This is a genomic window from Mycobacterium sp. (assembly GCF_035603715.1).
Taxonomy (GTDB): domain Bacteria; phylum Actinomycetota; class Actinomycetes; order Mycobacteriales; family Mycobacteriaceae; genus Mycobacterium.
Genome location: NZ_DATNJW010000484.1, coordinates 1 through 22,713 on the forward strand (window position 1 = coordinate 1; position 22,713 = coordinate 22,713).

The window sequence follows — 22,713 nt, forward strand, 5'->3', positions numbered from 1 at the left end:
ATCGACCATCGAGCTGCGCAGAGCCATTGGGCAGCAACTAGTTTCAGCAAGAACCGTCCCGCGACTGGTCGAGCTGTGAGCAGCAACGAGCATTCCGCCGTGTTCGCTGAACCGGCCGTGCAGGTCACACGCAATGGGCCAGTGGCGGTGGTAGCGCTGGCCCGCCAGACGAAGTCCAACGCGATGGACGGTGAAGTAACCGTTGCGTTGCTGAACACCCTGCGCGCGCTTTCGGAGAGTCCCGACATCCGCGCGATGGTGCTCACCGGCGAGGGGCGATCGTTCAGCGCCGGCGGTGACCTTGAGACCATCCGAGAGATGGGCGCCGACAAAGGGGTTCGTGACGCGATTCTGGATAAGCACCAGGAGTTGTTCTGGGTGATGAACCGGCTACCGTTCGCGACCGTCGCGGCGGTCAACGGCGCTGCTATCGGGGCGGGTGTCACCGTCGCGCTGCTGTGCGACCTGGTTGTCATGGCACAGGACGCTTTCCTGTCCGACCCCCGCGTCGCGCTCGGGTTGCTCGACGGAGCGGGTGGAATTGTGTTGTGGCCGTTGCTGACCAGTCTCTCCGCCGCAAAGGAGCATCTATTGCTGGGCGATCGGATTCCGAGCGCCGAAGCCCACCGACTCGGCCTGGTCAACCGTGTCGTTCCCACCGAAGAAACGGTAGCTGCGTCCCTCGACCTGGCTTACCGGTTGGCGGCGCTGCCGCAGAACTCGGTTCGGGAGGCGCGGCGCTTGTTGAACTCGCACATCGAGCGGGCGGCGCCGGTGCTCGCCGAATGCGCACGCGCCGAGAGCGAGTGCTTCGACACGGAAGATCACCGTGCTGCGCTGGAGCGGTTGAGCGTGCGACTCGCCGCGAGACCAGCAGAGGAGTCGTAGTGGCCTCAGGCAACCGTGTTGCGTTGGTGACGGGAGGCACCCGTGGGATCGGGCGCGCCGTCACCGAAAGCCTGGCCGACTCGGGTATCGATGTGGCCGCCGGATATGCCACCGATTGCGTTGCAGCAGAATCCGTCCGGGAGCGGTGCGAGAAGACGGGCGCGCGCGTGACACTGCACCGGGCGGATGTGGGCGACCCGCAGTCCTGCCAGCGCCTCGTCGATGAGGTCCTGGACCAGCACGGGCGACTCGACTATCTGATCAACAACGCCGGCACGGTCGCCGAGCAGCGCTACGGCGACATCACACCTGACGATTGGCAACGCCACCTGGCGGTCAACCTGTCGGCTGCGTTCTTCTTATCGCAGGCAGCCATGAGCACGATGATCGAGCGCCGCTTCGGGCGCATCGTCAACATCGGTTCGGTGTCCGCGACAATGGGCAGCCCGGTGCAGATCCCTTATGCCGCGGCTAAATCGGGTCTCATCGGATTGACTCGGTCAACAGCACGTGCTCTGGCGCGAAAAGGAATAACGGTGAACTGCGTGATCCCGGGCAGCTTCGACACCGATCTGTCGGAGGGGCTGGAATATACGGCCCGCGACGTGGTGACATCGATGATCCCGGTCGGCCGCTGGGGACGGCCAGAAGAACTCGCGCACGCGGTCACTCTTCTGCTCGACGACCTGGCGTCCTACATCACTGGCGCAGTCCTCACCGTGGATGGCGGAATGAGTATGGGCGGATGACGCCGACGAGGTTGACGGCCGCTCGCGTCGTCGCGCCCGGTGTACCGGAAGATCGCCGGGACGACTATCGCAGGCTGGGCTACGTCAGCGACATGACCATGAGCTCGTCAGCCGAGCGCGCCGCGCGGTTGTGGGGCTCCCGGCCGGCGGTGGCGCAGGCAGACGTGACGATGACGCACCGCGAGCTGCTGGGACTCGTCGAACGCGCCGCGGCCTGGTTGAGCGGAGCTGGAATTCGACCCGGCGATGTCGTGTGTTGGCAAACAGCGAACTGGTGGGAGGCCCACCTGCTTGGCTTGGCCATCTGGCACGTCGGCGCGGTTAGTGCGCCACTCGCGCCGTTCTACCGGGAGCACGAGTTGCGCCAGGTGATCGAGGAGGTGCGACCGGCGGCGGTCATCTCGGCCAAGTCGTTCCGCGGTTTCGCGCACGCCGAGGCCTTCGACGACCTGCTCGCCGACGCCGGCCTCGGCAAGATTCCGCGCATTTTGCTGCGCGGATTACGTTACGGCTGGGTTCCTTTCGACGACGTCGTCTGGCACGATCGGCGCTTGCCATCCGCCGAAGTCGGTGCGGACGAGCCTTGCCTCGTGCTGTTCACCTCCGGCACGACATCGCGCGCCAAGGCCGCCGTGCACTCTTCGCGCACGTTGTTGGCCGAAACCCGGCAACTCGCTGACGCTTGGGGGCTGGGGTGGGAGGACGTCGCCTACATGGCCGCTCCACTGCAACACATCACCGGAGTGCTCAATGCGATGACCATCCCATTGCTGGTGGGGGCCTGCGCGGTGCTGGCCGAACGGTGGGAACCCAGCCAGGCCGTGCAGGACATCGTAGCGCACCAGGTGACCTATTCGGCCGGCGCGACGGTATTCCTGCAGGAGCTGACCGACGCTGCGAGAGATGCCCGAATCCGGTTGCCGTTGAGGATGTTTGCCTGCGGCGGAGCCTCGGTCCCGCGCGCAGTCATGGAGCGGAGCGAGGAGCAGGGCATCCCGGCGGCCCGGGTCTACGGTATGACCGAACTTCCGACCGTAACCCTGATGAACCGGGCGGATCCCTTCGATGCGCGGGCTCAGACCGACGGCGCGGTCGCGCCCGGGGTCGAGGTGCGCGTCGTAGATGACGAATCCCGCTCCCTGACAACAGGTTGCGAAGGCGAGCTGCTGGTGCGCGGGCCCGAGCGGATGCTGGGCTACGTTGACCCCGAGGCCAACCGGGCCGCGCTGGACGAGGAAGGGTGGTTTCGCACCGGCGACGTCGGTGTGATCGACGGGGGTGGGTTCGTCACCATCACGGGCAGGCTCAAAGATGTCATCAATCGTGGCGGCGAGAAGTTCTCCGCCCGCGACATCGAAGATCTGCTCGCCGGCCATCCCGCCGTCCGCCAAGCCGCCGTCGTCGCTGGTCTTGACGACAGATTCGGCGAAGTCCCGATCGCGTTCATCGTGCTCGATGACCACGAAAGCGCCTCCGCAGTCGAGCTCGCCGATTTCCTGCACACCGCGGGCCTCGCGCGCCAGAAGACTCCTGTCGCATGGCATGTCGTCGACGCGTTGCCGATGACCCCGTCCGGGAAAGTCAAGAAGTTCGAATTGGTTGCAACAGCGAAGGCCGCAAAGGGCACACAATGAATCTCGAGCAGTTTCGCAGCATCCTCGACATCGAAAGCCGCGGCGATGAGCGCACCGTTCTGCCAGTAGCCAATCCGGCCGGCGAGCAGATCTTCGGCGGGCAGATCCTCGCTCAGCTGGTGGCCGCTGTCGCGCCCGGCCGGACCGTCAAATCGGTGCATGCCGCGTTTCCGCGGTCGGGCCGGCCCACTGATCCGCTATTTCTAGAGGTGGAGAAGACACACGACGGACGCTCGCTGGGAATGCGGCGCGCGGTGGTCTACCAGGACCAGCCTCTTGGTGGGCGTCGCGTGGTGGCGACGGCCACGATCCTAGTCGACCGCGCCGACGACGAGTACGACTACCAATTCGACGCTGTAGCCACCTCAGACCCGTTGGCCGCCAAGCCAGTTGATTTCGCGGTGGTCCCGGGCGAAGTCCGGCTGATCAGCGAAATCGGGCTCGATGACGTCAGCGCAGTGCCCGCCGAACTCGCGTTCTGGATGCGCTGCTCCGAATTCGCCGACACCTCGCTGGCCCGGCCGGTACTCGCGTACGTCTCGGATTGGCCGCTGATCGGCACGCTGCTCAAGGCGGTACCCGGCCTGAGTCAGCAGGATGCGCACGTCCGGCTGCAGACCGGTGTCGTCAGCCATTCCATCTGGTTCCATCAGCCATTCGATGTGTCCCAATGGCTGCGCGTAGACATCCGCGGCCAGCGCCTGGCCGGCGGCCGCGGCTTCGGCACCGGCGCCGTCTACACCCAGGCCGGGTCACTCGTGGCGTCGTTCGCTCAAGAGAGCGTGATCAGAAGCATCAGGTAAAAGGAGAAGACAATGGCAGCAGAGCATTTCGTTCGGTACGAGACCGACGGACCGGTGGCAGTGATCACCCTGGACCGCCCGGAGGCCGCGAACGCCCAGACACCAGGCATCCTCAAAGACCTCGACGACGCGTGGCGGCGCGCGGACGCAGACCCGGAAGTTCGGGTGATCGTCTTCACCACGACCGGTAAGCATTTCTCGGCCGGCCACGACATGTCCGGCAACGATCCATCCGCCAATGGCCGCGACCTTCGGCCCAAGCGTGCCGAGGACGGAAAACTGGTGGCGGAGGAGTACTACGACTGGGAGACCCGCGGCTACCTCGAATACGCCAAACGCTGGCGTAACATCCCGAAACCCACGATCGCGGCCGTGCAGGGTAAATGTATCGCCGCGGGGTTGATGTTGTGTTGGCCGTGTGACCTGACCGTCGCAGCCGACAATGCTCAGTTCTCCGACCCGGTCGGCATGATGGGCATCATGGGCGTCGAATACCACGCGCACACTTGGGAACTGGGCCCCAGGAAAGCCAAGGAAATGCTGTTCACTCAAAGTTCGGTCAGCGCCGATGAGGCGCTGCGCTGCGGGATGGTCAACCACGTGGTGCCGTTGGAGGAGCTTCGCGAATTTACTCTGCAGCTCGCGCAACGGATCGCCCGAACCGACCCGTGGGCATTGCGAATGGCCAAACGCGCCGTCAATCACACCCTCGACACCATGGGCTTCTCCAACGCGATCGAATCGTGTTTCGACATGCACCACCTCGGCCATACGCGTGCGCTCGCGGCCACCGAGGGCAGGACCGTCGTGATGGCGGACCTGAATCGGATGAAGGCCGCGGGCCGCCCCGAGTGAATTCCCTTTGTCCGCGTAGGTGTGCGGGCTGTCGGCTAGGCGCGCCGTTTTGTTCTCGAGGCGCCTGAACGGCCGTTGGAGCTGTCGGCGCCGTCGGGCTGGGCGATGCGGAGCCCGGAGACGATGATGTCGGTGGCCAGCTCGATGTGGTCGACGGGGTCCAGGGGGCCGTCAACGGGGTCGAATCGGTCCGATAGTGGGCCGAGTGTGAACGGCGCGGCGGCTCCGTGGGCGATAAGGAACAGCAACGTTCTCGCAGGCACCCGTCGGACCACGCCAGCGTCTGCCAGCCGGTTCAAGCCCTGCCATACCGGAGTCAACGCCGGCAGAGTGAACGACGTCATGATGTAGTCGAGGCGGCTGGTCGAATGCAGGCCTTCTTGGTTCATCAACCTGACGAGTTCCGGGCGACGGACCGAGGCGATCAAAAATGCGCGAATGCCCTCGCGTACTCGCGACAGATCGTCGTCGGCAACCGCTCGTTGTTGCAGCTCGGCGTTGAGATCGTCGATCAGGTGGCGGAACTCATGATCGACCGCGGCATACCAGAGCTGTTCTTTTGAACCGAACCGTTGATTGATGGTGCCGCGGCTGAGTCCCATCTCAGCATTGAGCGTGCGCAGCGACATTCCTTCGTAGCCGTGCTCGGCGAAGGCGTGTAACGCGGCCCGCAGGATCTCGTCGTCGTCTCGGATACGTGGCCGACCGCGTGTCTCGGCGGCCTGCACGGCATCTGTCGCCATGACAGCACGATACCTCCCGACAAATATATTTTCTTGACACATGGCGAAAAATAGTTCAAGCTGGCACTCATGAAGCGAGAAGAACACGTACTCAACGAGACGTTCAGCTACCGGTATCCCGGTAACGATGCAGACCACGCAATCCTGATTCAGCACGGGATCGCTTCCCACGGCGGTATTTACGACAGTTTTTGCGCACACCACGCGTCGCACGGCGTGGATGTCTGGAGCATGGACGCGCCGGGCCACGGCCGCTCGGTGAATATGCGGCCACCGGGCCGATTCAGCATCGAGGAGTGGGTCGACGACGCGGTGGCTTTGGGCGAGCACATCGGCGAGAGCACCGGTCTGCCGGTGTTCATCAAGGGATCATCGTTGGGTGCCGCGGCGGCCTATAGCGCGCTACAGGCCTCTGATGTTTTCCGGGGCGCGGTCCTGATGGGTTATGCAATCCCATCGGCGCCGCTGATTCCGAACCCGAATCCGTTTCGTAGTGAGGCTTTTGAGCAGATCGATGCATTGTTCGGCGACAAACTGCTGCTCAGCGTCGATCGATTTATCAACTTCGATGAGGATTACGGCTACGTCGGTGCGAGCGAGCAAAAGAAAGCCGATCCACTGAACACCTGGTACTACGAATTGCGGGCATTCGCGTCCTTCTTCCGCTACGACCCAGTGGTACCGATCTCGCAGAACACCAAGCCGATCTTCTACACGGTTGGGGAGCGGGACACGACCTTTGGCCCTGCCGTCGCCAAAATGGTCGCCGACGCCACCGCGGGTCCCGTCGAGTTGTATGTGCACCCCGATGGCATGCATCAGCTCATGCTGTCGCACACCGCTGCCTACAGCGACGTGGTGCTCGAGTGGTGCCGTCGACAAGCCAAGTAATCCACGTCAACATCCAACTAATCAGCTCAACATCCAAGGAGCAGCACGCATGACGACCACCCTGCACCCGCGCGGCGTCAACCATCTAGCCCTGAGCACACGAGACATGAAGGGACAGCTCGAATTCTGGTGTGATGTTCTTGGCTGTCCGCTACGGGCGCTGTACTACATGCATGGCGTCGACGGCGCGTTCCACGGTTTCGTCGAACTGGCACCGGACAGCTACGTTGCGTTCGTCCAGCATCCCGACAATCCCAAGGACATCGAGTGGGGCGTCACTCACGCCGGCAATCCCGGCGGCGCTGTGACCATCGGTGGGATGCAACACGTCGCGCTCCATGTCGACACCCTCGATGAGGTTCTGACGATGCGGGATCGGATCCGCAGCCGAGGGGTGCAGGTGATCGGCCCCATAGATCATGGCTTCATCAAGTCGATCTACTTCGGCGGACCCGAAGGCCTGAGCCTAGAAGTCACGTGCGGACACGATATCGACGCCAGCGCCTGGGTGGACCCCGAAGTTGTTGACCTGTGCGGCATCTCGCGTCATGAAGTCGAAGCACTCAAAGACCCGGCCGTTTACGACAGGCCAGCGACGCCCGTCGCGCAGCCAGCCACCGATCCTGACAAACCCACCATGCACTGGCCCGGTGCGTACGACCTTTTGGTGTCACTGAGCGACCAAGAAGTCTGGGACAACGCCAGCGAGACCACGCCACCGGTAATCGTCAACTGACCGCCGCGGCTGAGCCTGACTGAAAAGCGATGTCGTCCAACACTTCCCCCGACCATCGCCGCAGCGCTGATGCGGCTCGCCCCAAGCTGAAAGCAGAATCCGAAATGGATGAACTCACCCACCTCATCGACGGTGAACGGGTCGCCACCGACCAGTGGTTTCACACGGTGAACCCCGCCACCCAGCAGCCCTGGGCCAAAGTCGCCCGCGGATCCGCCCAAGACGCCGCGCGAGCGGTGAACGCCGCGAGGGTTGCCTTCGACGAAGGCCCATGGCCGCGCATGACTCCTGACGAGAGGGGCGCCCACCTGCACCGCCTCGCCGATCTCATCGAACAGCACACCGATGAGCTTGTTGCACTGGAGACCACCGACATGGGCAAGCCAGTGACCCAGTGCCGCGAGCGTGACCTGCCACGCTCGGTCGCGAACTTCCGATTCTTCGCTGACTATCCGCGTTTCTGCGAGGACGAATCCCTACCGTCCAGCACCCACCACATTTACACCAGTTACGAACCCGTCGGCGTTACCGCCGCGATCAGCCCGTGGAACTTCCCACTGATGCTGTCGACGTGGAAAGTCGCCCCTGCCCTCGCTTTTGGCAACACCGTAGTTCTCAAACCCGCAGAACAAAGCCCGGGCACCTGCACCCGCCTCGGCGAGTTGGCCATCGAGGCCGGGCTACCCAGAGGCGTGCTCAATATCCTGCACGGGTACGGCCCAGGCGAAGCCGGTGAAGCGCTAACTACAAGCCCCGATGTCGATCTCGTGACGTTCACCGGCGAATCAAACACCGGACGCAACATCCTTCAAGCGGGTGCACCCAGCCTCAAACGGGTGAGCTTCGAACTGGGCGGCAAGAGCGCAAACCTGGTCTTCGCCGACGCTGACCTCGACGCCGCGCTCGACTGGTCCATCAAGGCTGCCTTCACCAACTCCGGCCAAGTCTGCCTGGCCGGCAGCCGTCTCTATGTCGAGCGGTCGATCTTCGACGAGTTCGTCGATCGCTTCGTCGACTTGGCCGAGCGTCTCGTGGTCGGCGACCCGACCGACCCCGCCACCGAGATCGGCCCACTGGCAAACGAAGAACACTGGCAGAAGGTGTGCCACTACTTCGAGATCGCCGAAGCCGAAGGAGCCAAGCTCCTCACCGGCGGGCCTCACCAAGGCTGGTGGATCCGGCCGACGGTGCTGGTCAACACCACCCAGGAGATGCGGATCAGCCGTGAGGAGATCTTCGGTCCGATCGTCACCATCGCACCTTTCGACGATGAAGCCGACGCCATACGGCTGGCCAATGACTCCCGATATGGCCTGAACGCCATGGTGTTCACTGAAAATGCGCGTCGCGCCCACCGTGTGGCACGCGCTGTGCGGGCCGGCACAGTCTGGGTCAACTGCTACTTCGTTCGTGATCTGCGCGCACCGTTCGGCGGCTTCAAGGACAGCGGGATCGGCCGCGAAGGAGGCAAGCACAGTCGCGAATTCTTCACCGAAGCCAAAACCGTCGTGATGGAAATCTAGGTTCTCGACCTTGGCGTGCAGCGCGCCGTCGTCAAGTATGCGTGAGCGACACGAACGGTGGGGAGTGCGTTAGTTCCTAACGGACCTGCGGGCACCGATTCAGCCGAGGCCTTCCCGCACAGCGCAGGCCAGGACAGCTAATAGTTACGGAATGGATGGTCTTGTGGACACTGAATTGAGCACCGGCGCGTGGACTTTGGATACCACAGCGTCGTCAGTCGGCTTTCAGGCTAAGGCGGCCTTCGGCATGAAGGTGAATGGCCGGTTCGACCGGTACGAGTCGGCGATCACAGTTGGCTCCTCGGTGGCCGAGTCCGCGATCTCGGCGACCATCTGGACTGACAGCGTGGATACCGGCATCAAGATGCGCGACGAGCACCTCCGGGCAGATAGCGTGTTTGCGACCGCACGGTTCCCTACGCTGGAGTTCCGCAGCACCGCCGTCGTCGAAACGCCCACCGGGCTTGATGTCACCGGCACCCTGTGCATCCGCGACGTCCGCCAGTCGATCACCTTCGAGGCGACACGGTCGACCTCAGCGGGTCCACCCCGCTACAGCGCCACGGTGGTCGTCTCACCCAAGGAGTATGGGATCACCCGATGGGGCACCACCAAGCCGGTCAAGGTTATCCTCGACGCCACCCTGAAGCGGGCCTGACTGGACTCGGGTGTTCAGGTCAGCGGTGGATCTGCTTGGCATGGTTAGTTATTCCTTGCTGGGGTGATCCGGCTTTCGAACGCGACGGCAACTGCATCCGCAGCTGGTTGGCACCCGCGTGGCCCGTAGTGTCCGACCCTTCCCGGCCGGTCCAGTGAACAGTGATACCAGACTCTGGGGACAGTTTCGCGGCGGTGAGGTCATCGATACTGCCGTGGCAGCGACCGACGTCGAATACCTTTGCGTGGCAGTAGTTTCCGCGAGGCCAGCATGGTGATGCCGGAACAAGCCCGACCACGGAGTCGGCTCACGGACGTGGTCGGCGTTCGCCGAGCCGGCGTCCGGGGCCTTGTCACGTGGATAAGCTAGCGCCACCCAGTCTCGGATCAATCGCCTTCCAGGCGGCGCTGTGTAGATCTGCCCTTTCTGTCTTGCTCAGATCCCTGGAGCAGTTCCCGCGCGGTGTGGCCGACAGAGCCGGCGACCGATTTGACTGATGCGGGTTTCGGGTTGGCAAAGGGATCGGCGCGACGGTACCCGTGCGGTGGTATTGCGCGCGTTGGTCTCGGGCAAGTGGGAAATATTGAAGGTGTGTCGGGATGCCTTTGATCATCGCGTGAACTGCCTTGAGATGCAGGCGATAACGCAATTCGTCGAGTCGAGTCCAGTCCAGGCAGAGCCGTTCGCGGATCACCGGTGGTAGCGCGCCGGTGGTGATCCACAGGATTAATTTCACCAGCGGTGTCTGCACGAGCGGCTTCAGAATCAGTGGTCCCACAACCGTATTGGCGCGATCAGACAGGCGCTTGCTGGTCGGCGGGGGCATCGTCCGGTACATGTGAAAGCCCTCCCGAACCGGGCGGCTGTCCTCGAGGACGTTGTTGATCATGTGTTCCCAGTACTGCTGGAATGCGTCCCAGTCGGGTGGGACGGGCCTCATGCTGACGCCATATAGGCGATACCAGTCAATCGATTCCAAGTAGAGGGCTTCTTTGTCAGCCGCTGACAGCGGATAGCCGGTGAGCTCGTGCCCGGTCACGATGTCTTCGACGAATGTTGCGTGCGCCCAGAAGAAGGTCTCCGGGTTGAGCGCGCTGTATCGCCGACCGTATTTGTCGACGCCTTTGATGGGGCCGTGGAAGCTTCGCACTAATTTTCCCCACTCGTGCGATGTGGCCCCCCCGTAGACGACCGACATGATCGGTCCGATCGACCGCTCGCCGCGGGCGCGTGGATCCTCGAAAAAAACCGAGTGATGCTCGACGCCGGCGGCCAGCCCGGGATGCATATTCTGCAGCATCGCTTCGCGAAGCCCATTGGATAGGCGAAAAATCGGGAGGCGGCCGAAGTGCTCCCACACCAAACCCTCGGGGTCCAGCGGTGCGGGAAGAAGTTCAGTCATCCTAAGCTCCTAAGACCCCGAAACTGACTCGATGAAGTATCAGATATTGCTGACGGTAGTATCTGATACGGACGAGTGTCAAATGTGAGGACTTATGGCGGAGGCGACTAGCTCAGCGGTTGCGGGCGTGCCGCGCCCATATCGTGGCGTCAGCGCCGCCGACCGGCGTCACCAGCGCCGCGAGCAACTGATCGAGGCCGGCCTGCAACTGTTCGGAACGCGGGGGATTGCAGCGGTCGGAATCGTTGACGTCTGCGCCGAAGCTGGGCTGACCAAGCGGTACTTCTACGAGAATTTCGCATCGATAGACGCGCTCGCCGAGGCGGTGTTCGAACACGTGACGGGCAATCTCGTGGGAGTGGTTGCGCCGGCGATCGAGGTCGGCGCCGGTCGTGACCCCCGCCCCGCGCTCACGGTCTACGCACGGGCCCTTTTGAGCGATTCCAGGGTGGTGCGGTTGCTCGCCGTCGAGTCCCAGACCGGTCCGCTCAAGAAATACCGCGACGGATTCCCAACGCGCGCAGTCGAACTCTGGTTCGCCTTCGCCGCCGCCGACGACGCCCTACCCCCACCGCAGGACATGCGCCTCAAAGCGTACGGATTCATCGGAGCTGCACAACAAATCGGCATGGCATGGCTGGACGGCCATCTTCCGCTGACGATTGACGAGGTCATCAATCAGCTTGTCGACATGTTTTACCGGATCTCCGGTATCGCGCCACCCGCCCAGCCGGACGAACCGCACTAGTTCGAGTCCCGTCACACCAGCGCCTCCGCTACGGGTCAGTCGCCGGCCAGGATCCGCACGAGTCCTCGGCGGTCGACTTTGCCGGTGGGCAGGATGGGCAGGTCGCTCTCAGCGACTAGGCGAATGACCTTGGGAACTTTGAACGTCGAGAGGTTGCGGCGAGCGTGGGCAACGATGGTCTCTACCGACAACGGCGCCCCGTTCGCGGGCACAACGGCGGCGGCGACGACCTCGCCCCGTACAGGATGGGGCAGGGCGACTACGAAGCTGTGCAGCACGCCGGGCATGGCATCCAGGACCGATTCGACCTCGGCCGGTGACACATTGGACCCGGCGGTTTTGATCAGGGCGCTGGCGCGACCGGTGAAGTGCAGATGCCCTGCGGCGTCGAAGAATCCGCGGTCACCGGTGTCATACCAGCCGTCGGCAGTGAACACGTCGTGGCGTTCCTGTTTGTAGACGCCACTCATGAGAATCTGGCCGCGCACCTGGATCTCGCCTTCGTGACCGGCGGGCGCCTCGACGCCTGACTCGGCGTCGACGATCCGGTGCTGCACCACATTAGGCAGCGGAATCCCGAAGGATCCGCGCAGGTCCGGTGGCAGCGGGGTGTCAGGCACCTCGACCATCGTGTGTGGGCCGCCAGTCTCGGTCATACCGAGCAGGTTGGGTGTCAGGTCGGCTTCGCTGGGTCGCCGGTCGGGTGGCAGCGCCTGAAGCATGGTGCCGCCTCGCACACTCGACAGGTCGCGCTTGGCGAAGTCGGGATGGTCGGCCATGGCCTGGCTCGCCTGAGCCCAGCAGGAGATGATCGTCGCCCGTTCTCGTTCCAAGAGCGCCAGCGTGCTGCCCGCCTCGAAGACATCCTGGGCGAGAATAGTTGCACCGGTCGAGAGTGCTTGCAGCACAACCATCGTCAGGCCGCCCACCCAGAAGAACGGCATCGGCGAATAGATACGGTCCGCCGACGTGACGCCGCGATGGCGCGCCAGAATGTAGGCGTGACGCACCAGGCTGCCGTGGGTGTGCACGACGGATTTCGGAAGCGCCGTCGTTCCCGATGTGCTGACCACGACGAGATCATCCGAGGGTACAACTTCGTTCTCGGCTGAATGCGTAAGCGACACAATCGGTTTGGCACGTGGCCAGGGCGTCGCCCAGGATCTGTCGCAGTCCGGCCACACGTGAATCCGCCGCAGGTAGGGTGCCTGGGGCGCAGCGATCACTGCCCCTCCGTCGGTGAGGCCGGGCAGCGCGTCCTGCATGCGCTCGACGAGTTCGCGGCCGGCGATCCGCTGGCCCAGGAGTACTACTTGTACATCGGTGTGCCGCAACAACCGTCCGAGTTCCGCACCGGGTGCGAAGGTCGAGAGGGGAACCGTCAGCGCGCCGATGCGCGCGGCCGCCAGCCAGCAGATGAGCCACTGGGCACAGTTGGGAAAGAGGATCCCGACCCTGGTGCCTTTACCGACGCCGGAGGCCAGCAATGCGTCCGCCAGTTCGACTGACGCGGTGTCGGCTTCGCTGAAAGTCAGTCGGTGGTCGTCGGTGACAAGAAACTCGCCGTCGGGTTCGGAACGCCTGAGACTGAGAAGTTCCGGGATGCTGGCAGGCATGCCGTGCGGCGACGAATCCTTTGGCGCCGCAGGTTTTCCGGCCATCAGCCGATGTGGACGGGGATGTCCGAGTAGCCGGCGACGTTGGACATGGTGACCCGGCGCAGACCGTCGGTGTCTACCGCGAACCGCGGCCAGTTCTCGCGTATCGCGTGCAAGGCGACTCGTGTCTCCAGTCGCGCGAGCCAGGAGCCCAGGCAGCTGTGTGCGCCGAATCCGAAAGCCAGGGTGGTAGATCCGCCCCGTTTGATGTCGAACACGTCGGGCCGGTCGTAGGCCCGCGGGTCGCGCGTGGCGGCGCCGGTGACCAGCAGGGTGGGCGATCCCGACGGGATGGTGCCCCCGTCGAGCACGACGTCTCGGGTGGCGAACCGGCCCTGGTATTGCGAGGGCGGGTTGAGCCGCAACATCTCCTCGATTGCTCCTGGGATCACGCCGGGGTCGGCGAGCACCAGCTCCCATTGTTGGGGATTGTGGTGAAAGGCCATGACGCCGTTGCCCACCAGTTTGGTGACCGTTTCGCTGCCCGCTGCCGCGATCAGCACCGCGAACGTGGCGATGTCCTCGTCGGTGAGCCGGTGCGTCACCCCGGTTTCGTCTTCGTAGGTAGCGTCCACCAGCCTGCTGATGATCAGGTCGTCGGGCTCGCGGCGTTTCTGCTTGGACAGCTCCAGGAAGTAAGCGTTCATCGCCATCGAGTCGGCGACGCCACTTTCGGTCGCGAAGGGGTTGTTCGGCTCGCGATGCAGGAACCCGTCGGTCCAATGCCGGATCTGCTGGCGCTCTCCAGGGGGGACGCCGAGCATTGACGAGATGATCTCGACCGGGAACAGCGCCGCGAAGTCGGCCACGATGTCGAAATCGTCTCTGCCCTTCAACGCGTCGACATAGCAGGTGACGACGTCGGTCACCAGCGGCTCCAGGTTGGCGATCGCCGCTTTGGTGAAGACCTGGCGGACCAGCTTGCGCAGCAGTTCGTGTTCGGGTGGATCCATGAGGATCAACATCTTGAGTTCGTCGAACCTGTGGCGCATCGACAGTGCGTCTAGGGTGACGCCGTAGGCGCTGCTGAATGTCTCCCAGTCGCGGTGGGCCGCAACGACATCCTCATTGCGGGTCAGGGCGTAGAAGTCCCACCGCTCGCTGTAGTACACCGGCGCCTCGTCGCGCATCCAACGATAGGTCTCGTAGGGGTTGTCGAAGAAGCTGTCGGAGTACGGGTCGAACTCCATGGGGGAGTCATCCTCGCGCGATTTGGTGGCTGATCCCGCGCCATGGTCGGTCGACATGTCAGGCACCGATCCGCATCATGCTCGACAGCGTGCCGCCCATCACCGTGGCGATCTCGTCGTCGCTCAGCTCAGGGTGACGCTCGGCGTAGCTGAGGGGTTCCGCCAGGCCTTCGGGATGGGGGTAGTCCGATCCAAAGAACAGATGCTCGATCGACACCAGCTTCGCGAGTTCGGCGACGTTCTCCTCCCAGAACGGATTGAAGTAAATGCAACGACGGATGGCCTCCACGGGATCCTCGCTGTAGAGCTGGGGCATCTTCTTGTGGGTATCTCTGAGGTTCGCTAGAAGCCGGGGCAGCCAGGTTGTTCCGTTTTCCACCATGCCGATTCGAAGCTCGGGGAACCGCGTCAGCAGTCCGTGGCAGGCAAGCGCCGCGACCGCGTCCTCGGCTGGGTTGCGGGCCAGGCTGTAGTAGGAGCGGAACGGCGAAGGCTGAAACGGCCGGAACTCGCCGGAACCCTCCCAGTCGTTGGCATATCGCGAGTATCCGCTGTCGGAGGCGTGCATGATCACCAGCACGCCGGTCTCGACGACCCGCTTCCAGAACGGGTCGAATTCGGGCAGGGCGAACGACCGCGGGCCGCGCAGCCCGGGCACCGGCGCCGGCCGGATGAGAATGGCGCGGGCACCGCGCTCGGCCACCCAGTTCAGCTCGTCGATAGCCCTCTCCACGATGGGCAAGGTGATGATCGGCGTGGTGAAGATGCGGCCCTTGTAGTCGAATTGCCATGTTTCGCAGAGCCATTCGTTAAGAGCGTGAATGATCGCATGGGTCGCCTCGGGGTGCTCCCGGAAACGTTCCTCCACCAGGCTCGCGAGCGTCGGGTACATCATCGACTTGTTGATGCCCTGCTCGTCCATCAGCGCCAGCCGGGGTGCCGGTTCACGCATCGCGGGGGTTGCCTCGATCGCCCTGCCCAATATCTCGCGATGCGATTTACCTTCCGGATTGCCGTTGTGGAAGTAGTCCTCTTGGGCGCCGGGCGCGGCGACCTTGTCGAAGGTCGGGTTCGGGATGTACTCGCTGATCTGCCCCAAGGTGGCGATCTTGGTGCGGCCATCCACCTCGACGTAGCGAACCGCGCCGTGATACTCGGGCGGCAGGAACTTCGTCAGCGCATCCTGGGTCTCGTACATGTGGTTGTCACCATCGAACACCGGAAAACCCAGCTTCGGTGTCATCCAACTCCTCCTGGCGTGGGCACCTGCAATTGCGCAAAACTCTAGCATCGAGTGCGTATGAAGAGAACATGCCGATACTTTTTTGCATGTAGCAACTCCGCTAAGGGTAATGTCCTTGGCTACGACGCGAGACATGGGAGGAGTCTGACGTGGATCTGCGCCTCAGCGATGAGCAGCGCGCGGTTCGCGCGACGTTTGCGGCGCTATTCCGCAAGGAGTCGACCCCGCAGCGAGTCCGGATCGCCGAATCGACCGGCCTGGACAGGGCCTTGTGGCGGAGCTACGGCGCAGTCGAGGCGTTGGGGATCGGCATCCCATCGGATTACGGGGGCTCAGACGGCAGCTTGCTGGAACTCGCGTTGCTGGCCGAAGAGGCAGGGCGTCGTCTGGCCCCGATTCCGGTTGCAGAGACCGCCGCAGCGGCACGGCTGCTTGCTCGCCTCGGTGAAAAAGAGCTACTGGCGTCCGTGTTGACCGGATCGAGCATCGTGTCGCTGGCCACGCGCAGTGGACCGGTGGGCGACCAGCTCCTTGTCGACGGAGCGATCGCTGACGCGGTACTGGCTTTCGACGGGAAGGCTCTGCTTTACGTCACGAGGCCGGATGGGCAGCCGACGATCCCGCGACGCAACCTGGGCGGGCTGGCGCTGGGGCGATGGGATGCACACACCGCCGGCCATTCGCTCGCCGAAGGCGAGCAGGCGCGGACCGAGTTCGCGGCGGCCCTTGACGAGGTCCGGATTCTCAGGGCGGCCGCGCTGGTCGGGCTGGCTCTTGAAGCCGTGCACATCGGCTCCGAGTACACCAAAGTGCGGCAGGCATTCGGCCAACCGATCGGCATGTATCAGGCCGTTGCGCATCCCTTCGCGGACGCGTTGAGCGCCCTGGATGGCGCTCAATTATTGGTGCATAAGGCGTGCTGGGCACTGGACAACGAGCAGCACGATGGGCCGGCGCTCGCCACGATGGCGTTCATCTTCGCCGCCGAAACGGCATACCAGGCGAGCCAGCACAGCCTGCACGTGCACGGCGGGTACGGCTTCACCGAGGAGTACGACATTCAGCTCTACTACCGGCGGGCCAAGGCGTGGGCCGTGGCGTTCGCCGACCCCCGACGCGAGCTCCTGGTTCTCGCGGATCGACGCTTCGGTCCCGCTCTCCCGGAAGGTCACTGAGCTGATGGACTTCACCGAACCCGCAAACTGGGTCCGTATCCGGAGTGACGCCCAGGCATTCGTCGCTGAGTACGTCACCCGTGAGGTAATCGAGAACGAACGTCGAACCGGAGACGGCGTCGAACGGGCGCTGACGCGCAAGCTCGGCGAGCGTGGGTGGGTCGCGCCGACCTGGCCGGTCGAGGAGGGCGGTGCCGGCCTCGATCCGTACGAGGCGGCAGTGCTGTTGGACACCCTGCGCAAGGGCGGCGTCCCGACGATCGGACCGGGCACGACGATGCTGCCGGCTAATGCCATCAAAGCCGCTGGCTCCCAGGAATTGCAGGACAGGATTCTGCCGGGCGTCGTCGCCGGCGAGACGCTCATCTGCCTCGGTTACACCGAACCGGCCGGGGGATCAGACGTCTTCGCCTGCGCAACACGCTCTGAGCAAGTCGGCGACGAGTGGATCGTGAACGGACAGAAGATCTTCACCACATTCGCCCACGTCGCCGACTACTGTTTCCTGCTGACGCGATCGCAGGCGGGTTCCGTGGGCACCCGTGGACTGACGATGCTGCTGGTGCCGCTGGACTCACCCGGAATCGAGATCCGCGCGGTGCACACCATGGGCAATGAACGGACGAACGTGGTGTTCTACAACGACGTGCGGGTCGCGGACACGAACCGGATCGGTGAGGCTCATCAAGGCTTTTCGGTGATGCGCGCCGCGCTCGAAGCAGAGCAGAACGTCGCACCGGGCTCACGGACCCGATGGATCGCGATGGACACGCTCGAGTTTGCCCGCACCCAGCCCGGACCGGACGGCGCTCTGTTGATCAACGACACCCTCGTTAGAGAGCGCCTGGCCCGGATGGCCATGGAAGCCGAGGTCGCTGATCTGCTCGGCCTGCGGGTCGCCTTCCTGGACAGCGAGGGCGAGAAGCCCGGCCCGGTGTCGGCATTGTTCGGTCCGGAAAGCTATGTCCGTGCCTCGGCCGCCGCGATCGACATAGCAGGATTGTCGGGGCTGCTCGACTGGACCGATCCCGAGGCTCCCGTCGATGGCGGCCTCGACTTCCACTATCGCAGCGCGGTCGCGACGACGATCTATGGCGGTTCCAGCGAAGTGCTGCGGAGCTTGATCGTCGAGAACCGGCTTGGCCTGCCCCGCAGCCGTCCAAGGCGTTAACGCGGGCCCCTACAGAAAATCGCTGCCACCGTCGACATTGAGATGCGCGCCGGTCATGTAGCTGTTGCTGCGCGACGCGCAGAATGCGACGACGGCAGCCACCTCCTCGGGCATGCCGAGTCGCTTCAGGTCCACCGACATCCCGTGCCCGCGGGCCAGCAATCCGAAGGCCGCGACCGGATCCTCGACATCGACTCCGGCGGCGGCCAGCACCGGTCTCGCCCAGTCGGTGAGTATCGGACCTGGCGCGACCGCGTTCACCAGAATCCCATCGGGTGCCAGCGAGCGGGCGAGGTTCTTGGTGACGGACAGCAGCGCGCCTTTCGCCGCCGTATAGCTCACGAGTCCAGGCGACTGGTGTTGAACCGACATCGCGGTCACGTTGACGATTCGCGCCCAGGCGGCCGCCCGCAGCAGGGGCAGCGCCGCTCTCACACAGCGGACAGCCGACGTCACCCCTTGGTCGAAGGTGCCGGCCCAGTCAGCGTCGGTGAGATCTTCGAATCGTCCCGCGCCGGCCGGCCCGGCGGCGTTGACCAAAACGTTCAGCACGCCCCACCGAGTCCTCACCTCGTCGAAAACGCCGGCGACGTCGGCGCCTGACGTCAGGTCTGTCGGCAACACGAGCACCTCGGGACTACCGGCGTCTCTCGCGGCGTCGGCAGCGGCGGTCAGTCGGGATGCATCCCGACCGATGATGCCGACCCGGCAGCCCTCGCGGGCAAGACACAATGCGGTGGCCAGCCCGATGCCGCGGGTACCGCCGGCTATCACCGCCGTTGCGCCGCCGAACCCAAGATTCACGATGGATGGCCTCTCATTCGACGGTCGTGTCAGCGGAACTGGCGCGCGAGCCAATCGGCGCTTTCGCGCGCTGCGCACCTGACGACCACGCAATCGATGGGAGTGGATTGCTACGAGCCATAGTATGACCGTTGCGTCTGACGCATATACCGTTCTACTGTTGTGACGCGATGCCTCTTAGAAAGAGATCACATGCTTCCCGACGACGTAAGAATCATCTCTGTAGATGACCATGTCATCGAGCACCCCCGGGTTTGGCTCGACCGCGTACCCGCCAAGTACGCCGACGTGGCTCCGCGAATCGTCAAGCTGCCCGACGGCAACGACACCTGGCTTTATGAAGGCAGTCAATCGGGCAACTTTGCCCTCAATGCCGTTGCGGGCAAGCATCCACGCGACTTCGGGATGGACCCGCGCAGCTACGACGACATGTTGCCCGGGTGTCACGACATCGCCGACCGCATCAAGGACATGGATATCGAGGGCGTGTGGGCGCAGCTGTGCTTCCCCAACTTCGGCGGGTTCGCTGGCAGCACATTTCATAAGGCCAAGGACAAGGACTTCGCGAAGCTCTGTATCAGCGCATACAACGACTTCATCCTTGACGAATGGTGCGGCTACGCTCCCGAACGTCAGATCCCGCTGATGATGGTTCCGTTCTGGGACATCGGGGCCTCGGTCGCCGAAGTCGAGCGCACTGCGGCCAGGGGCGCGAAATCCATTTCCTTCATCGAGGCGCCGCACAAGATCGGACTGCCGTCGTTTCACACCGACCACTGGGATCCGCTGCTGCGCGTCTGCGAAGAAGCCGGGCTGCCGCTGTCCATGCACTTTGGCTCCGGGGGCATGCCGCTCGGGCTAGCCCCCGACGGTGACCTGTTCATCGGCATCGCGTTGTTCGGCTTGAACTCAATGATGGCGACCGTCGACCTGTTGATGTCCGACGTGTTCTACAAGTTCCCGAAGTTGAAAGTTGCGCTGTCCGAGGGTGGCATCGGTTGGATGCCGTATTTACTGGAGCGCATCGACTACTCCTGGGGCCGACACAAATACTGGTGCAATATCGACGCCGACAAGCTCCCCTCCGAGCTGTTTCGGGAACACATCTACGGCTGTTTCATCTCTGACCAGTCAGGCATCGAGCAACGGCACCGTATCGGCATCGACAACATCATGTTCGAGAGCGACTATCCGCACTCGGACTCCAACTGGCCACACACCCGCAAGTTGCTCGCCGAGCATCTCGTCGACGTCCCCGACGATGAGGCCCGAAAGATCGTCGAGCTCAATGCCCGTAAGCTGTACCGCTTTTGGGATTGAGTCAATGACAGCGACTGTATCCGATTTCACATTCGACCCGTTCAAGCCCGGACCATCCGAACAGCTGCCGCAGGTACTTGCCGAACTGCGGGAGCGATTTCCGGTCTACCGCACCGGCTCTGACATCTGGGTGGTGTCCCGGTTCGACGATGTGAAGGCGGTGCAGTCCAACCCGCAGCAATTCTCATCGCGCCCCAACCCTTACGAGGGATCGGCGCCGCCCGATGAGGAGATGAAACCAGAGGTAGTCGAGCGACTAATGGCACTGGCCGCGGGCATCCCGGTGGACATGGCCGAAATGGCTTCCGCGAAAACCATTGCCGCGGCCGACCCGCCCCAACACACCCGGATGCGCCGGATCGTCAGCAGGGGATTCACGCCGCCACGGATCAAGGAGATGGCGACTGCGATCGAGGAGATCGTCCAGCGCTGTCTGACCGGAATTGAAGGTCAACAAACATTCGACGTGGTGGAGCGGCTGGCCGTTCCGCTGCCCGTCGAGATGATCTGCCACATCCTCGGCATCGACGGCGACCACTACAGCCAGGCCAAGCGATGGTCGGACGCGTTCGCCGCCGCAGCGGGCGCGGAGTTCGCCAGCCCCGCTGAGCGCAACGAACTGATGTTGGCAACGATCAAGGAGTTCAGCACCTACTTCGTCCCCCTCATCGAGGCCCGTCGGGCAGAACCTAAGGGCGACTTGGTCAGTGCCATGGTCGCCGCGATCGACAACGAGTCGCTGAGCACCGTCGAAACGCTGATGGTCGCGATCACCATCATGGTCGCCGGGAACGAGACGACGACGAATCTGATCGGCAACACCGTCGTCGAACTGCTGGCCAACCCAGACCAACTCAAGCTGTTGCTCGACGAACCGGAACTGCTGCCCAATGCCGTCGACGAAGCAAATCGGTTTACCACTCCGATTCAATTCGCCTTTCGCGAGGCGACTGAAGACAACGTGATCGCCGGAACACCAATCCCCAAGGGCGCCATCATCGCGTTGCACATGGCCGCAGCCAATCGGGATCCACGTCGCTTCGATGAACCCGACCGCTTCCTGATCAACCGGTCTCCCGGCAAGAATCTGGCATTCGGACACGGCATCCACTTCTGTTTGGGCGCGCACCTGGCTGGTCAGGAAGTGCGGGCGGCGATCAGCGGGTTGCTGCCTTACCTCGACCGACTGAAACCGACCGACGCTCCGCTGCAACGTAACCCGACGGCACTGCTCAACGGGTGGCAGCAGGTCGAGCTGGAGTGGGTAGGAGGAGCAGATGAGCTCAGGTGAGGATCTCATCCGTCGATCCGTCGCCGCACTGAACGCGGGTGACGTGGACGGCTATCTTGCCGGCTTCGCGCCAGACAGTGTGCGTTGGGCGACTGGTTTGGACACGCCGCTGCCACTGTCAGACATCGAGGCCAACCTGCGGCAAATGGTCACGGCATTTGACCAATTGCACCTCCACGAGGACCTGTTGTTCGGCGACAACGGTCACGTCTTTGCGCGCTGGACATTGCGGGGCATCCATACCGGTCATTACGCAGGAATCGCGCCGACACATCGCGCCATCGCCGTGCAGACCGACGAACTGTATGCCGTCAGCGGGTCGGTAGTTACCGAATCTTGGGTTTACGGTGATCTGACAAGCCTTTTCGACCAACTCGAGGCCCGGCAATGAGTGAAACTGAACGCCTCAGACCCGCTGGTCCCGACATGAATACCGGCCCATCACCGCGACCGCGCTGAGACCCGCCCCGGTGCCTCTCAGGCGTGGGCCAGCGCGGGCGGTTTGACGGCCTCCGGGTCGGGGTTGGCGAGCGGCAGACCCATGAAGCGACGCGCGTTGTCGCCCATGAAGTCGTACGTGCGACGGGTGTCCATGCCCTCGGCGTACTGCCAGTACCGCTTGGGTTCGGCCAAGCCTTCGGGATGCGGCCAGTCCGAGCCGAACATCACCTTGTCCCATCCGACGGTCTGCACGACGTCGGCGACGGAGCCCTCCCAGAACGGGCTGACCCAGACGTTGCGGCGAAAGACCTCGTGTGGATGCTCGGGGAAGTTCTGCGGCATCTTGTTGTACGTCGACTGCAGGTCATCAAACAACGGCTTGATCCACGCGCTGCCGTTCTCCACGCTGGCGATCCGCAGTTTCGGGAACCGGGTCAACGTGCCGTGGCAGATCAGGCTGGTCAACATGTCGGCGATCTCCCGGTGGCCCAGCGCGGTCCACTTGAATGCCGACATCTCGAACGCGCTACTGGTCGAAGGCGGTTCCCACTTGTCGATGTACTCCTGCAACGGAGGTTGGCTGGCGTGCAACACGATTGGCAGACCCGCGTCCTCGACGTCGCGCCAAAACGGATCGAACTCAGGCAGCGCGGGGGAGCGCCAGCCCTTGTAGCCGTTCACCGGTGCCGGTTTGATCAACGCGACCTTGGCGCCGTTGTCCAGGATGTATTCGAGCTCGCGCCGCGCTTCATCGACCAGACCGAGATTGAGCACCGGCGTGGAGTAGACC

The 22,713-nt window shown here is 63.6% G+C and carries 22 protein-coding genes; 15 read left to right on the forward strand and 7 right to left on the reverse strand.

The window, feature by feature from the left end; all coding sequences use genetic code 11:
- Nucleotides 1–99 precede the first annotated feature (99 nt).
- Genes VN856_RS20065 through VN856_RS20085 form a run of 5 tightly spaced genes read left to right on the forward strand, consistent with a single transcriptional unit; the run spans nt 100 to nt 4,929 of the window.
- Complete coding sequence (locus VN856_RS20065) at nt 100–888, forward strand: enoyl-CoA hydratase/isomerase family protein (protein WP_325692192.1); 789 nt, start codon at nt 100–102, stop codon at nt 886–888.
- Nucleotides 888–1,637 (forward strand): 3-oxoacyl-ACP reductase family protein, encoded by a 750-nt coding sequence (locus VN856_RS20070; RefSeq protein WP_325692194.1) that lies wholly within the window; start codon nt 888–890, stop codon nt 1,635–1,637. Before VN856_RS20065 ends, VN856_RS20070 begins: the two co-directional genes overlap by 1 nt.
- The gene (locus VN856_RS20075) at nt 1,634–3,271 is read left to right on the forward strand and encodes an AMP-binding protein (RefSeq protein WP_325692196.1); all 1,638 of its coding nucleotides are present in this window, start codon (nt 1,634–1,636) and stop codon (nt 3,269–3,271) included. Before VN856_RS20070 ends, VN856_RS20075 begins: the two co-directional genes overlap by 4 nt.
- Nucleotides 3,268–4,074 (forward strand): acyl-CoA thioesterase, encoded by an 807-nt coding sequence (locus VN856_RS20080; protein ID WP_325692198.1) that lies wholly within the window; start codon nt 3,268–3,270, stop codon nt 4,072–4,074. Before VN856_RS20075 ends, VN856_RS20080 begins: the two co-directional genes overlap by 4 nt.
- Before the next feature lie 12 nt (nt 4,075–4,086).
- A complete protein-coding gene (locus VN856_RS20085; protein ID WP_325692200.1) occupies nt 4,087–4,929 on the forward strand; it encodes an enoyl-CoA hydratase in 843 nt (280 codons plus the stop codon).
- A 35-nt stretch (nt 4,930–4,964) separates the two neighbouring features.
- On the opposite strand, the gene VN856_RS20090 is transcribed toward VN856_RS20085, so the two are convergent.
- Complete coding sequence (locus VN856_RS20090) at nt 4,965–5,672, reverse strand: TetR/AcrR family transcriptional regulator (RefSeq protein ID WP_325692202.1); 708 nt, start codon at nt 5,670–5,672, stop codon at nt 4,965–4,967.
- A 69-nt stretch (nt 5,673–5,741) separates the two neighbouring features.
- Here VN856_RS20090 and VN856_RS20095 point away from each other — a divergent pair, with 69 nt between their 5' ends.
- From VN856_RS20095 to VN856_RS20110, 4 genes are all read left to right on the forward strand, one after another.
- Nucleotides 5,742–6,563 carry an alpha/beta hydrolase gene (locus tag VN856_RS20095; protein ID WP_325692204.1) on the forward strand — a complete coding sequence of 274 codons (822 nt, stop codon included), beginning with the start codon at nt 5,742–5,744 and terminating at the stop codon, nt 6,561–6,563.
- 49 nt (nt 6,564–6,612) lie between these two features.
- Nucleotides 6,613–7,299 carry a VOC family protein gene (locus tag VN856_RS20100; protein WP_325692206.1) on the forward strand — a complete coding sequence of 229 codons (687 nt, stop codon included), beginning with the start codon at nt 6,613–6,615 and terminating at the stop codon, nt 7,297–7,299.
- Nucleotides 7,300–7,403: 104 nt separating this feature from the next.
- A complete protein-coding gene (locus VN856_RS20105) occupies nt 7,404–8,822 on the forward strand; it encodes an aldehyde dehydrogenase (RefSeq protein WP_325692208.1) in 1,419 nt (472 codons plus the stop codon).
- Between the two features lie 163 nt (nt 8,823–8,985).
- Complete coding sequence (locus VN856_RS20110) at nt 8,986–9,480, forward strand: YceI family protein (protein WP_325692210.1); 495 nt, start codon at nt 8,986–8,988, stop codon at nt 9,478–9,480.
- 352 nt (nt 9,481–9,832) lie between these two features.
- Here the strand turns inward: VN856_RS20110 and VN856_RS20115 are convergent, their stop codons facing one another.
- On the reverse strand, nt 9,833–10,882 hold the full coding sequence (locus VN856_RS20115) for an oxygenase MpaB family protein (RefSeq protein WP_325692212.1): 1,050 nt from the start codon (nt 10,880–10,882) through the stop codon (nt 9,833–9,835).
- Nucleotides 10,883–10,976: 94 nt separating this feature from the next.
- On the opposite strand from VN856_RS20115, the gene VN856_RS20120 reads away from it, so the two are divergent.
- Nucleotides 10,977–11,630 (forward strand): TetR/AcrR family transcriptional regulator, encoded by a 654-nt coding sequence (locus VN856_RS20120; protein WP_325692214.1) that lies wholly within the window; start codon nt 10,977–10,979, stop codon nt 11,628–11,630.
- Between the two features lie 35 nt (nt 11,631–11,665).
- Here the strand turns inward: VN856_RS20120 and VN856_RS20125 are convergent, their stop codons facing one another.
- From VN856_RS20125 to VN856_RS20135, 3 genes are read right to left on the reverse strand one after another with little or no spacing between them, the layout of a single operon-like run.
- Nucleotides 11,666–13,291 (reverse strand): class I adenylate-forming enzyme family protein, encoded by a 1,626-nt coding sequence (locus VN856_RS20125; protein WP_325692216.1) that lies wholly within the window; start codon nt 13,289–13,291, stop codon nt 11,666–11,668.
- Nucleotides 13,291–14,535 carry a cytochrome P450 gene (locus VN856_RS20130; protein ID WP_325692218.1) on the reverse strand — a complete coding sequence of 415 codons (1,245 nt, stop codon included), beginning with the start codon at nt 14,533–14,535 and terminating at the stop codon, nt 13,291–13,293. The genes VN856_RS20125 and VN856_RS20130 overlap by 1 nt, the downstream gene beginning before the upstream one ends.
- Before the next feature lies 1 nt (nt 14,536).
- Entirely contained in the window at nt 14,537–15,721 is a 1,185-nt protein-coding gene (locus VN856_RS20135; protein WP_325692220.1) for an amidohydrolase family protein, read from the reverse strand.
- A gap of 149 nt (nt 15,722–15,870) precedes the next feature.
- Here VN856_RS20135 and VN856_RS20140 point away from each other — a divergent pair, with 149 nt between their 5' ends.
- Together VN856_RS20140 and VN856_RS20145 are read left to right on the forward strand one after the other, a co-directional pair.
- Nucleotides 15,871–16,896, forward strand: coding sequence for an acyl-CoA dehydrogenase (locus tag VN856_RS20140; RefSeq protein WP_325692222.1), 1,026 nt, complete (start codon nt 15,871–15,873; stop codon nt 16,894–16,896).
- A 4-nt stretch (nt 16,897–16,900) separates the two neighbouring features.
- Nucleotides 16,901–18,067, forward strand: coding sequence for an acyl-CoA dehydrogenase family protein (locus tag VN856_RS20145; protein ID WP_325692224.1), 1,167 nt, complete (start codon nt 16,901–16,903; stop codon nt 18,065–18,067).
- A gap of 9 nt (nt 18,068–18,076) precedes the next feature.
- On the opposite strand, the gene VN856_RS20150 is transcribed toward VN856_RS20145, so the two are convergent.
- Nucleotides 18,077–18,871, reverse strand: coding sequence for an SDR family oxidoreductase (locus VN856_RS20150; RefSeq protein ID WP_325692226.1), 795 nt, complete (start codon nt 18,869–18,871; stop codon nt 18,077–18,079).
- Nucleotides 18,872–19,063: 192 nt separating this feature from the next.
- On the opposite strand from VN856_RS20150, the gene VN856_RS20155 reads away from it, so the two are divergent.
- Genes VN856_RS20155 through VN856_RS20165 form a run of 3 tightly spaced genes read left to right on the forward strand, consistent with a single transcriptional unit; the run spans nt 19,064 to nt 21,873 of the window.
- Complete coding sequence (locus VN856_RS20155) at nt 19,064–20,191, forward strand: amidohydrolase family protein (protein ID WP_325692228.1); 1,128 nt, start codon at nt 19,064–19,066, stop codon at nt 20,189–20,191.
- Between the two features lie 4 nt (nt 20,192–20,195).
- Nucleotides 20,196–21,482 (forward strand): cytochrome P450, encoded by a 1,287-nt coding sequence (locus tag VN856_RS20160; RefSeq protein WP_325692230.1) that lies wholly within the window; start codon nt 20,196–20,198, stop codon nt 21,480–21,482.
- Nucleotides 21,469–21,873, forward strand: a complete 405-nt coding sequence (locus VN856_RS20165) for an ester cyclase (protein WP_325692231.1) — start codon at nt 21,469–21,471, stop codon at nt 21,871–21,873. The genes VN856_RS20160 and VN856_RS20165 overlap by 14 nt, the downstream gene beginning before the upstream one ends.
- Nucleotides 21,874–21,959: 86 nt before the next feature.
- Here VN856_RS20165 and VN856_RS20170 read toward each other — a convergent pair.
- Nucleotides 21,960–22,713, reverse strand: a 754-nt coding sequence (locus VN856_RS20170) for an amidohydrolase family protein (protein WP_325692233.1), incomplete at its 5' end; no start/stop codon positions are given.

Coding starts and splice junctions, on each gene's coding strand:
- VN856_RS20075 (WP_325692196.1), top strand. CDS start 1,634: ATGACGCCGACGAGGTTGACGGCCGCTCGCGTCGTCGCGCCCGGTGTA.
- VN856_RS20080 (WP_325692198.1), top strand. CDS start 3,268: ATGAATCTCGAGCAGTTTCGCAGCATCCTCGACATCGAAAGCCGCGGC.
- VN856_RS20085 (WP_325692200.1), top strand. CDS start 4,087: ATGGCAGCAGAGCATTTCGTTCGGTACGAGACCGACGGACCGGTGGCA.
- VN856_RS20090 (WP_325692202.1), bottom strand. CDS start 5,672: ATGGCGACAGATGCCGTGCAGGCCGCCGAGACACGCGGTCGGCCACGT.
- VN856_RS20095 (WP_325692204.1), top strand. CDS start 5,742: ATGAAGCGAGAAGAACACGTACTCAACGAGACGTTCAGCTACCGGTAT.
- VN856_RS20100 (WP_325692206.1), top strand. CDS start 6,613: ATGACGACCACCCTGCACCCGCGCGGCGTCAACCATCTAGCCCTGAGC.
- VN856_RS20105 (WP_325692208.1), top strand. CDS start 7,404: ATGGATGAACTCACCCACCTCATCGACGGTGAACGGGTCGCCACCGAC.
- VN856_RS20115 (WP_325692212.1), bottom strand. CDS start 10,882: ATGACTGAACTTCTTCCCGCACCGCTGGACCCCGAGGGTTTGGTGTGG.
- VN856_RS20120 (WP_325692214.1), top strand. CDS start 10,977: ATGGCGGAGGCGACTAGCTCAGCGGTTGCGGGCGTGCCGCGCCCATAT.
- VN856_RS20125 (WP_325692216.1), bottom strand. CDS start 13,291: ATGGCCGGAAAACCTGCGGCGCCAAAGGATTCGTCGCCGCACGGCATG.
- VN856_RS20130 (WP_325692218.1), bottom strand. CDS start 14,535: ATGTCGACCGACCATGGCGCGGGATCAGCCACCAAATCGCGCGAGGAT.
- VN856_RS20135 (WP_325692220.1), bottom strand. CDS start 15,721: ATGACACCGAAGCTGGGTTTTCCGGTGTTCGATGGTGACAACCACATG.
- VN856_RS20145 (WP_325692224.1), top strand. CDS start 16,901: ATGGACTTCACCGAACCCGCAAACTGGGTCCGTATCCGGAGTGACGCC.
- VN856_RS20155 (WP_325692228.1), top strand. CDS start 19,064: ATGCTTCCCGACGACGTAAGAATCATCTCTGTAGATGACCATGTCATC.
- VN856_RS20160 (WP_325692230.1), top strand. CDS start 20,196: ATGACAGCGACTGTATCCGATTTCACATTCGACCCGTTCAAGCCCGGA.
- VN856_RS20165 (WP_325692231.1), top strand. CDS start 21,469: ATGAGCTCAGGTGAGGATCTCATCCGTCGATCCGTCGCCGCACTGAAC.